Raw genomic sequence first — 10,020 nt, 5'->3', positions numbered from 1 at the left:
GCCGGAGGTGCCCGACGTACCGGAAGTGCCCGACGTGCCGGAAGTACCCGACGTGCCGGAAGTACCCGAAGTACCGGAAGTACCCGAAGTACCCGAAGTACCCGAAGTACCCGAAGTACCCGAAGTACCCGACGTACCGGAGGTGCCCGACGTACCCGAAGTCCCCGACGAACCCGACGTCCCGGAACTACCGCCGCCGGACGTACCCGACGAGCCGCCGCCGGAAGTTCCGGAAGTCCCCGAAGTCCCCGAAGTCCCCGACGTGCTCGGCTTGATCGACGGCGTGACCGGCCCGTCGACCGAGCCGCAGCCATACAGCGAGAGCAGCGACAGGACGGCCAGCGATACCGTCGTCTTCTTTAAGTAATGGTGCATGGTGGCCTCGACATTGGAAGTTGTGTCCGGGCCATTACTGCAAATTCCGCGCCATGACATCTTCCGCGCAATGCGCCGGCGCTTTGTTGCGGGAATCGGGAATATCGGCGCGATTTAAACGGAGGAATGGGGCTTTCGCGTGACGGGCGCGCCGGTTGCGCCGCTGTGCGCGCCGTGATGTTCCCGTAAGGTGCCGTAACGCCGGGCTGGATGTTACGTAGCGTTCGGCCCGGTGTTCCGCGTGTGACGCAGCCGGCCGCGCCCCGAGGGCACGGTCTTTGACGAAACGCCCGCGCGCCGCGAACATGACGCGAACCCACCCGGCCGCGGGCGACGCCGAAGCGGCCAAGACTTCAGACAGGACACGACATGAGCGAACAGGACAGGGAACAGGGCAAGGCGCGCCGCACCGAAGTCATGGGCGAGGCATTCGTCGAGCGCGCGATGCGCGACCTCGACGGTTTTTCGCGGCCGCTGCAGAACTGGCTGAACGAGCACGCGTGGGGCAGCACGTGGCAGCGCGGCGGCATCGACCTGAAGACGCGCAGCCTCTGTACGTGCGCGATGCTGGCGGCGCTCGGCCGCGGCACGGAACTGAAGGGCCACGTGCGTGGCGCGCTCAACAACGGCGCGAGCCTCGTCGAGATCCGCGAGGTGCTGCTGCACAGCGCGCTGTACGCGGGCGCGCCGGCGGCGGTCGAGGCGTTCCGCAGCGCGCGCGAGGTCATCGCGGAGCTCGGGCTGCCGCTGCCCGACGACGAAGCCTGACCGGCGCGCGCCGCGGCGCGGCCGGCAGGCCCGCCGACGCTCAATGCTCGACGTGCGCGCCCTGCACCGGCGCCTCGACCGGCGCGGCGGCGACTTCGAGCAGCCAGTCCGCCGTTGCGTCGGGAATCGTGACCGGCAGCATGTGGCCGCCTTCGACGACCTTCAACCGCACGCGCGCCGACTTCTGCGCGAGCGCTTCGCCGTGCGTGCGCCAGTTCAGGATCGGATCGGCGCGGCCATACAGCACGTCGACCGGCAGCGCGAGGTCCGCGTAGCGGCGCACCATCGCGGGCAGGTCGACGGGGGCCGACAGCAGGTCGGTCGCCGTCGCGTAGAACACGTGCGGCCGCAGCCCGAGCAGCCCGCCGCCCTTCACCGGGAAGTCGCGCGGCACGGCTTCCGGCGCGAACACCTGATCGACTGCCTTGCGGCCGGTCAGGATCGTCAGCGGGATCGCGAACGTCCACGACACGAAGCGGCGCACCAGCGGCGACGGCAGCATCAGCGGCTTGAACGGTGCCGGCGGCTCGGTCTGCTCGTGCGACAGCGGCGCGATCAGCGCAAGCCGGCTCACGCGCTCCGGATGGTCGAGCCCGACCGCGAGCGCGATCGCGCCGCCGAGCGAATGGCCGACGAGCACGGGCCGGTCGAGCTTCAGCGCGTCGATGAACGCGGCGATCGTGCGGGCCTGCGCGAACACATTCGCCTGCGAGCCGGCGCCGCGCAGCGAGCGGCCGGCGCCGGGCCGGTCGACGAGGATCACGCGATGGTGCTGCGCGAGCCGCGTGAGCGGCAGGTACGCGAAGTTGCGCATCTGCCCGGCGAGCCCGTGCACGAACACGAGCGGCGGCCCGCTGCCGTACTCGACGTAGTGGATGTGGTCGCCGCCGATGTCGACGAAGCGGCCTTCGGGCGGAAACGTGCGCGTCACGCGGCGCGCGACGTAGCCGGAAAACAGCGCGAGCGCGGCGAACATCGCGACGACGCCGAGCAGCACGTTCTGGATCAGGTGAAGCGTATGGCTCATGTCGGCCTCAACGGGTTTCGAGTACGGGTTCGGCGACCGGCGCGGCGGCCGGGCCGGCTTTCGCGCGGCGTTCGAACTGCATGGCCGAATCGGCGAGCCCGCTGAACTTCAGCGACGCGAGATCGAGCACGTAGTTCTGGTGGAACTTCCACGGCTTGCGGTGCCCCTGCTTCGGCAGGATGCCGGCCGCGCGCTGGATGTAGCCCGAGCTCAGGTTCACTGCCGGCACGTCGCCGAGGTCACCGGCGCCGAGCCGCGGCACGCAGGTGTCGTAGCCGTTCGCGCGCATGTGGTTGAGCAGCCGGCACACGTAGCGCGCGATCAGCTCGGCTTTCAGCGTCCACGACGCGTTCGTGTAACCGAACGACGACGCTAGGTTCGGCACGTCGCTGTGCATCATTCCTTTATAGGACACGGTCTGCGGCAAATCGACCGCGCGGCCGTCGACCGTGACGCGCGCGCCGCCGAGCAGCTTCACCTTCAGCCCGGTCGCGGTGACGATCACGTCCGCGTCGAGCTGCTGGCCGCTTTTCAGCTTCAGGCCGGTCGGCGTGAAGCGCTCGATCTCGTCGGTGACGATCGATGCGCGGCCCGCGCGGATCGACTTGAACAGGTCGCCGTTCGGCACGAGGCACACGCGCTGGTCCCACGGCATGTAGCGCGGCGTCAGGTGCTTCGCGACGTCGAAATCGGGGCCGAGCTGCCTGCCGGCCGCGCGGATGATGAACCGCTTCGTCCGCTCGGGCTTGCGGCGCGACACGTTGTACAGGTACATCGTCAGCAGTACGTTCTTCATGCGCACGATCCGGTGCGCGAGCCGCGACGGCAGCACGCGGCGCAACGCGTTCGCGATCCTGTCGCGGGCGGGCAGCGACACGATGTAGGTCGGCGAGCGCTGCAGCATCGTCACGTGCTTCGCATCGGCCGCCATCGACGGCACCAGCGTGACGGCCGTCGCGCCGCTGCCGATCACGACGACGCGCCGGTTCGCGTACGACAGGTCCTTCGGCCATTGCTGCGGATGCACGATCCGGCCTTCGAACGATTCCATGCCGGCCCAGTCGGGCAGGTAGCCGCCGTCGTAGTCGTAATAGCCGCTGCACATGTAGAGGAAGCGGCACGTGTAGACCAGCGTGTCGAGCGCGCCGTCCCGCGTGCGCTCGATGCGCACCGTCCAGCGCGCGCGGTTCGAATCCCAGTCGGCCGCGACCACTTTCTGGCCGTAGCGGATCGTCTTGTCGATGCCGTACGCGCGCGCGGTGTCGCGGATGTAGTCGAGGATCGTCTGGCCGTCCGAAATCGCCTTGTCGCTGTGCCACGGGCGGAAGCTGTAGCCGAGCGTGAACATGTCGGAATCCGAACGGACGCCGGGATAGCGGAACAGGTCCCAGGTGCCGCCGATCGCGTCGCGCGCCTCGACGATCGCGACGCTCGCATGCGGGCAGCGCTTTTTCAGGTGATAGGCGGCGCCGATGCCGGACAGGCCGGCGCCGACGATCAGCACGTCGAGGTCACGGGCGTCGCCCGAGGCGGACGGCGCGTCGCGCCGGTCGGTCGTCGTCGTCGAGGTCATGCGGGATCCTTGGTCGGGTGGGGCGAGAGCGCGGCGGGCGCCGACGCGCGGTCGAGATTGCGTGCGCGGGCGCGGCGCACGTGGCGCAGCACCAGCCGCTGGTAGCCGGCGCCGAGCAGGCGCGCGAGCTTGTCGAGGCGGCGCGCGTCGGCGCCGATCAGCACGCGGCGCGCATTGCGCTCGACGCCGGCGAGAATCTGCCGCGCGGCGTCGTCGGCCGTCGTCGCGTTGATCAGGCGGTTCGCCTGGCGGCGGTGGGTCGCTTCGTCCTGGCCCGTGAGCGCGTGGATGCTGGTGTCGACGCGGCTCGCGTCGACGATGCTGGTCGCGACGCCGCCCGGATGCACGCAGGTCGCGCTGACCGGCGCGCCGTCGAGTTCGAGTTCCATCCGCAGCGCCTCGGTGAAGCCGCGCACCGCGAACTTGGTCGCGTTGTACGCGCTCTGCGTCGGCATCGCGACGAGCCCGAACAGGCTCGACGTGTTGATCACGTGCCCGTCGCCCGACGCGCGCAGGTGCGGCAGGAACGCCTGCGTGCCATGCACGACGCCCCAGAAGTTGATGCCGACGATCCATTCGAGATCGGCGATGCGCGCAGTCTCGGCGCTCGCGGCCAGCGACACGCCCGCGTTGTTGAAGACCAGGTTGACCTTGCCGTGTTCGGCGCGCACGAAATCGGCCCACGCGAACACCGCGTCGCGGTCGGCGACGTCGAGCCGCCGCGTGCTCGTGCGCACGCCGTGCTTCGCGCACGCGGCCGCGGTGGCGGCGAGCCCGACATCGTTGACGTCGGCGAGCGCCACCTCGCAGCCGCGCCGCGCGAGTTCGACCGCGAGGCTGCGGCCCATGCCCGAACCGGCACCCGTGATCGCGGCGACCTTGCCGGAAAACCCCTTCATGCGTCGTTCCTCCCGTTCCGCTTGCGCTGCATCGGCGGCGTGCCTATTGTGGTGTTATTCGTCACCACTTTAGTTTTCGGGTGTCCTGATGTCAAATAGCGAAATGGAGAAAGCACTCGAAACGGAAAAACGGGGCCGGGCGTACGGCGGCGTGGCGCCCGAGGTGCGGGCCGCCGAGCGGCGCGATGCGTTGATCCGCGCGGCGACGCGCGTGTTCGGCACGGTCGGCTTCCGCAAGGCGACCGTGCGGTCGATCTGCCAGGAAGCGAAGCTCAACGACCGTTATTTCTATGCGGCGTTCGACAGCACCGAGGATCTGCTGCGCTGCACCTACCTGCATCACGCGCAGCAGCTGCACGACGCGGTCGCACGCGCGGTGGCCGAGCGCGGCGGCGATCTGCGCGAAAGCGTCGACGCGGGGCTCGCCGCGTTCTTCGGCTTCCTGCGCGATCCATGCGCGGCGCGCGTGCTGCTGCTCGAGGTGATGGGCGTGAGCGCCGATACCGACATGACGTACCAGCGGATGCTGCTCGACTTCGGCAAGCTGATCATGGCGATCGGCGCGGCCCGCGAGGCCACGACACCCGCCGAGCGCACCGAGCAGCGGCTCGTCGGGCTCGCGCTGGTCGGCGCGATGACGAACGTCGGCGCGGCGTGGCTGCTCACCGGGTATCGCGACCCGGAGGCGCAGATGGTCGCGAGTTGCAGGAAGGTGCTGCTGGGGACGTTGCGGGAAGCGGGGTAGGCGGTCGGGCGTGTGTATGTCGCGTGCCGTCGCGCGAACGCCGTGCGTAGCTGCAAGGCCTTCGCGCAGGAATACGAACTCGCGTTGTGTACGAACCCGAAGAGACTCGAAACGCGAAGCGGCCGCCAAAAGGCGACGCTACGTGAAGTTCATGTGACAGACGGTTGCCTTTTCAATCGTCGGCGCGTCGCACCCGTGTCGCGCGCGCACGCGGCACGGCGGCCGTTGCCGCGATCCTTGCTTTCATCGCGTCGATGAACGCGCGCACCTTCGGCGACGGCAACCGCGTCGACGGATACACCGCATGGATCCCGGCCCGCGCCGAGCACCACGCGGGCAGCAGCCGCACGAGCCGGCCGGCCGCGACATCCTCCGCGATCGAGAAATCCGTCAGGAGCCCGAAGCCTCCGCCCGCGAGCGCGATCGCGCGACAGGCCGTCGCGGTGTTCGACACGACCGGCGCAACGCAACGCACCGACGCATGGCCGCCGCGCGCGTGGTCGAGTTCGAGCGTATGCGGGCGCGACAGCGTCGACAGCATCACGAACGGCAGCGCGGCGAGCGCGTCCGGGTCGCGCGGCAGCCCGTGCCGCGCGACGAACGCGGGGCTCGCGACCAGCCATTTTTCGTACTCGCCGAGTTGCACCGCGCGATAGTTCGAATCCGCGAGGCGGCCGATGCGGATCGCGACGTCGAGATTGTCCGCGACGAGATCGGCGATGCGGTCGTTCGCGATCAGCTCGACGTCGAGCCGCGGATGCGCGTCGCGCAGCGCGACGATTGCCGGCGCGACGACCAGTGCGCCGTAGTCGATCGGCACGCTCACGCGCAGCGTGCCGCGCAGCGGACCGGCGTCGGACGACACCGCGTCGAGCGCGCTTTCGGTCGCGCGCACGATGTCGCGGCACGCGTCGTAGAACGCGCGCCCCGCATCGGTCACGCTCAGCCGTCGCGTGGTGCGCACCAGCAGGTTCGCGCCGACTTCGGATTCGAGGCGCTGCATGTGCGTGCTGACGACCGTCTTCGCGAGGCCGAGCCGCTCGGCCGCGGCCGTCAGCGAACCGGCGTCGACCACCGCGACGAAGATCGCCAGCCGGTTCAGGTTCACGTCGCGCAGATCGGCCATCGTCGATTGTCCTATGGAAGCGGATAATGTTTCAGCGATTATCCGTCTTCTGGCCGCGAACGGCGAGCGCTACGCTGGGGCCGTTCGTCGCCGATTTCCGGCGGCGCGAGATCCAGGAGCCTTTCCATGCCAGCCGCCAGCAAGCCCACCCGCCCGGTTCGTGTCTATTCGTTCCCGCTGTCCGGGCACGCGCATCGCGTCCGGCTGTTCCTGTCGCTGCTCGGGCTGCCGTTCGAGACCGTCGACGTCGACCTCGCGGCCGGCGCGCAGCGCGAACCTGCGTTCCTCACGCTCAATCCGCTCGGCCAGGTGCCGGTGATCGACGACGACGGCACCGTGCTCGCCGATTCGAACGCGATCCTCGTGTATCTCGCGAAGCGCTACGGCGACGCGCACTGGCTGCCCGACGATGCCGCCGGCGCGGCGACCGTGCAGCGCTGGCTGTCGTACGCGGCCGGGCCCATCGCAACGGGGCCGGCGGCCGCGCGGCTCGTCACCGTGTTCGGCGCGCCGCTCGATCATGACGCGGCCAAGCGCACGGCCGCGAAGGTGCTCGCCGTGATCGACCAGGAGCTCGCCGGCAAGCCGTTCGCCGCGGGCGCGCAACCGACGATCGCCGACATCGCTGCCTACACGTACATCGCGCACGCGCCGGAAGGCGGCGTGTCGCTCGAACCGTATCCGCATGTGCGCGCGTGGCTCGCGCGCGTCGAGGCGCTGCCGGGCTTCGTCGCGATGCCGCCGACCCGCGCCGGCCTGCTCGCCGCCTGACGGCGAAGCCGCGATTTCACCGGGAGAACACGATGACCGCGCCGACTGCCGCCGTACCGGGCTGGGAACTGGATGTTGCGCCGTTTCATGCGGGCGAGCTGGCCATGCAGCAGCGCGCGGGCGTGACGCAGGCCGCGGACGCGGCCGGCCGGCGCGGCATCCGGCGCTTCATGCCGGACCAGCACCGCACGTTCTTCGCGCAGTTGCCGTTCTTCGTGCTCGGCGGCGTCGATCCGAACGGCCAGTCGTGGCCGACGCTGCGGGTCGGGATGCCCGGCTTCGTGACGACGCCGGACGCGCGTACGCTGCGCATCGACGGCGACGCGCTGCCCGGCGATCCGCTGGCCGGTGCATGGCAGCCCGGCGTGCCGCTCGGCGGGCTCGGGATCGAGTTCGACACGCGCCGGCGCAATCGCGTGAACGGCGTCGTGCGCGCGGTCGACGGCGGCGCGCTGACGATCGCGGTCGAGCAGAGCTTCGGCAACTGTGCGAAGTACATTCAGGGCCGCACGCCGACGTTCGTGCCGCGCGAAGGCGATGCGTCCATCGCGGCCGACGTGTCGGACCGGCTGAGCGACGCGGATCGCGCGCTGCTCGCGCAGGCCGATACGTTCTTCGTCGCGAGTGCGAACACGTCGGCCGGTGCGGGTGCCGCGCGCGGTGCGGATGTGTCGCATCGCGGCGGCATGCCCGGCTTCGTGCGCGTCGACGACGCGCACACGCTGACGACGCCGGATTTCAGCGGCAACCGCTTCTTCAATACGCTCGGCAACTTGCAGCACGATCCGCGCGCGGGGCTGCTGTTCGTCGATTTCGACAGCGGTGACCTGCTGTATGTCGCTGCGCACGCGGAGATCGTGTGGGACGGGCCGCTCGTCGCGTCGTTCGACGGCGCGCAGCGGGTCGTGCGGTTTCACGTGCGCGAAGTGCGGCGCACGCGGGGTGTGCTGCCGTTTCGGTGGTCGGCGGTTGAGCGGGCGCCGCAGTTTGCGGGGAAGGTGGGGGCGGCGAGCGTGGGTGGGGCGGGGGTGTCTATCTCGCCGGCGGTATCGGCATCGGAATTTGCACAGGCACAGGCAGCCGCGCCCGCATCTGAGTCAGCATCGACTTTGGGGTTTGCATTGCCTTCGGCGTCTGCATCGACGTCGACGTCGGTGCCCACATCGGCATCCCCCTCCAGCTGGCGCCCGCTGCGCATCGCGAAGATCGTCGACGAAGCGCGCGCGATCCGCTCGTTTCATTTCGAAGCGGCGGACGGCGACGCGTTGCCGGCCTACGAAGCCGGGCAGCATCTGACACTGCGCGTCGCGCTGCCGGACGAAGATGCGCCGACGATCCGCAGCTACACGCTGTCCGATGCACCCGGCGCATCGCATTACCGGATCACCGTGAAGCGCGAAGGACGCGTATCGGCCTGGCTGCACGACCACGCGCGTGCCGGCATGACGCTCGATGCGCAGATGCCGCGCGGCCGCTTCACGTTCGACGTCGCGAGCCCGCGTCCGGCGGTGCTGGTGTCGGCCGGCATCGGCATCACGCCGATGATCGCGATGCTGCGCCGCGCGCTGGCCGCCGACGCACCGTCGCGCCGCGTGGTGTTCGTGCACGGCGCGCGCGATACGGCCGACCGGCCGTTTTCAGCGGAACTGACGCGCATCGCGGACGCGGACCCGCGCGTATCGCTGCACTGGTTCGACAGCCGGCCGCAGCGCGACGGCGCGGCGCGACCGGGCCGTGTCGACATCGCGCAACTGAAGCGCATCCTGCCGTTCGACGACTACGATTTCTACCTGTGCGGACCCGCCGCGTTCATGCGCGATATGTACGACGGATTGCGCGCGCTGAACGTGCCGGACGAGCGTATCCGCTTCGAGGCGTTCGGGCCGTCGAGCGTCGTGCGTAGCGCGACCCGCGCGGCCGGGGCGCCGCCGGCGGCAAGCGTGCCGGTCGTGTTCCGCCGCTCGGCACGCGACGCCGCATGGACGCCCGCCGACGGCACGCTGCTCGAATTCGCCGAAGGCCGGAGCGTCGCGGTGCCGTCCGAATGCCGGTCGGGGTCGTGCGGCACATGCTCGACGCGCGTGCTGTCCGGTGCGGTCGATTACGTGCAAGCGCCCGACGCGCCGGTCGAACCGGGCTGTGCGCTGCTGTGCGTCGCGCGGCCCGCGACGGGCACCACGGAGGCGCTCGTGCTCGACCGCTGACGGACCCTGCGACATGCCGCCGCAGACGGCCTGCTGCGCGAAAAGCACGCGCAACTGCTTCTTTTTTCGAATGCCGGCCGGATCGACGATAGCGTCAATCGATTCGATGAAAGGAGCACAACCATGAAACTGCTCGGCATGATCAAGCTGGTCCTGTGGAGTTTCTTCGGCGTACGCAACAGCAAGGCGCACGCGGCCGATCTCGCGAACGTCAACTATACGTTGCTGCCGTTCGTGGCGATTGTGCTCGCGCTGCTGGTCGGCGCGGTCATCTACGGCGTCGTGCATCTGGTTGTCGATCCGACCGCGACGATGCAGGGGTTCTGAACGTTGGGTGAACCGGCAGCGGGCCGTCATTCCCGCTCCGGTTTTCGCTCATTCGACCGGCGCGTGACTGCAGCGGTTGTCGAGGTCGCCGCGCGCGATGTGCATCGCGATCGCATCGCCGCCGCTGTCGCACCATTCGAAGCGTATTTCCCCCATCCCGCCGTTCCCGTCTCCCCTTCGACCCGATTCACCGGCCTTCAGCCCC

At 69.7% G+C, this 10,020-nt stretch carries 9 protein-coding genes and 1 pseudogene; 6 read left to right on the top strand and 4 right to left on the bottom strand.

What is annotated here, in order from left to right; translation table 11 throughout:
• Positions 1-367: pseudogene (locus U4Z31_RS33700) on the top strand (highly repetitive protein); the annotation flags it as partial.
• Between the two features lie 377 nt (positions 368-744).
• The gene (locus U4Z31_RS33695) at positions 745-1,143 is read left to right on the top strand and encodes a carboxymuconolactone decarboxylase family protein (RefSeq protein WP_321812651.1); all 399 of its coding nucleotides are present in this window, start codon (positions 745-747) and stop codon (positions 1,141-1,143) included.
• Between the two features lie 40 nt (positions 1,144-1,183).
• Here the strand turns inward: U4Z31_RS33695 and U4Z31_RS33690 are convergent, their stop codons facing one another.
• The 3 genes from U4Z31_RS33690 to U4Z31_RS33680 are packed head-to-tail and all read right to left on the bottom strand — an operon-like array spanning position 1,184 to position 4,642.
• Entirely contained in the window at positions 1,184-2,170 is a 987-nt protein-coding gene (locus tag U4Z31_RS33690; RefSeq protein WP_321812650.1) for an alpha/beta fold hydrolase, read from the bottom strand.
• Between the two features lie 7 nt (positions 2,171-2,177).
• Complete coding sequence (locus tag U4Z31_RS33685) at positions 2,178-3,743, bottom strand: NAD(P)/FAD-dependent oxidoreductase (protein ID WP_321812649.1); 1,566 nt, start codon at positions 3,741-3,743, stop codon at positions 2,178-2,180.
• Positions 3,740-4,642, bottom strand: a complete 903-nt coding sequence (locus U4Z31_RS33680) for an SDR family NAD(P)-dependent oxidoreductase (RefSeq protein WP_321812648.1) — start codon at positions 4,640-4,642, stop codon at positions 3,740-3,742. The genes U4Z31_RS33685 and U4Z31_RS33680 overlap by 4 nt, the downstream gene beginning before the upstream one ends.
• An 88-nt stretch (positions 4,643-4,730) precedes the next feature.
• Between U4Z31_RS33680 and U4Z31_RS33675 the strand changes: the two genes are divergently transcribed.
• Positions 4,731-5,387: a TetR/AcrR family transcriptional regulator gene (locus U4Z31_RS33675; RefSeq protein WP_321812647.1), complete on the top strand. Its 657-nt coding sequence runs from the start codon at positions 4,731-4,733 to the stop codon at positions 5,385-5,387.
• A 172-nt stretch (positions 5,388-5,559) separates the two neighbouring features.
• Here U4Z31_RS33675 and U4Z31_RS33670 read toward each other — a convergent pair whose 3' ends face one another.
• Entirely contained in the window at positions 5,560-6,513 is a 954-nt protein-coding gene (locus U4Z31_RS33670) for a LysR family transcriptional regulator (protein WP_321812646.1), read from the bottom strand.
• A gap of 126 nt (positions 6,514-6,639) precedes the next feature.
• On the opposite strand from U4Z31_RS33670, the gene U4Z31_RS33665 reads away from it, so the two are divergent.
• The 3 genes from U4Z31_RS33665 (at position 6,640) to U4Z31_RS33655 (ending at position 9,815) form a co-directional block, all read left to right on the top strand.
• On the top strand, positions 6,640-7,284 hold the full coding sequence (locus tag U4Z31_RS33665; RefSeq protein ID WP_321812645.1) for a glutathione S-transferase: 645 nt from the start codon (positions 6,640-6,642) through the stop codon (positions 7,282-7,284).
• A gap of 32 nt (positions 7,285-7,316) precedes the next feature.
• Positions 7,317-9,488, top strand: a complete 2,172-nt coding sequence (locus U4Z31_RS33660) for a pyridoxamine 5'-phosphate oxidase family protein (RefSeq protein ID WP_321812644.1) — start codon at positions 7,317-7,319, stop codon at positions 9,486-9,488.
• A 123-nt stretch (positions 9,489-9,611) separates the two neighbouring features.
• Positions 9,612-9,815 (top strand): DUF2970 domain-containing protein, encoded by a 204-nt coding sequence (locus U4Z31_RS33655; protein WP_021164122.1) that lies wholly within the window; start codon positions 9,612-9,614, stop codon positions 9,813-9,815.
• The last annotated feature ends 205 nt before the right edge of the window (positions 9,816-10,020 follow it).

This window comes from Burkholderia sp. BCC1985 (genome assembly GCF_905339915.1).
Lineage (GTDB): Bacteria > Pseudomonadota > Gammaproteobacteria > Burkholderiales > Burkholderiaceae > Burkholderia.
This window is presented reverse-complemented; position numbering and strand designations above follow the sequence as displayed.

Coding starts and splice junctions, on each gene's coding strand:
- U4Z31_RS33685 (WP_321812649.1), bottom strand. CDS start 3,743: ATGACCTCGACGACGACGACCGACCGGCGCGACGCGCCGTCCGCCTCG.
- U4Z31_RS33675 (WP_321812647.1), top strand. CDS start 4,731: ATGTCAAATAGCGAAATGGAGAAAGCACTCGAAACGGAAAAACGGGGC.
- U4Z31_RS33660 (WP_321812644.1), top strand. CDS start 7,317: ATGACCGCGCCGACTGCCGCCGTACCGGGCTGGGAACTGGATGTTGCG.
- U4Z31_RS33670 (WP_321812646.1), bottom strand. CDS start 6,513: ATGGCCGATCTGCGCGACGTGAACCTGAACCGGCTGGCGATCTTCGTC.
- U4Z31_RS33695 (WP_321812651.1), top strand. CDS start 745: ATGAGCGAACAGGACAGGGAACAGGGCAAGGCGCGCCGCACCGAAGTC.
- U4Z31_RS33690 (WP_321812650.1), bottom strand. CDS start 2,170: ATGAGCCATACGCTTCACCTGATCCAGAACGTGCTGCTCGGCGTCGTC.
- U4Z31_RS33655 (WP_021164122.1), top strand. CDS start 9,612: ATGAAACTGCTCGGCATGATCAAGCTGGTCCTGTGGAGTTTCTTCGGC.
- U4Z31_RS33680 (WP_321812648.1), bottom strand. CDS start 4,642: ATGAAGGGGTTTTCCGGCAAGGTCGCCGCGATCACGGGTGCCGGTTCG.
- U4Z31_RS33665 (WP_321812645.1), top strand. CDS start 6,640: ATGCCAGCCGCCAGCAAGCCCACCCGCCCGGTTCGTGTCTATTCGTTC.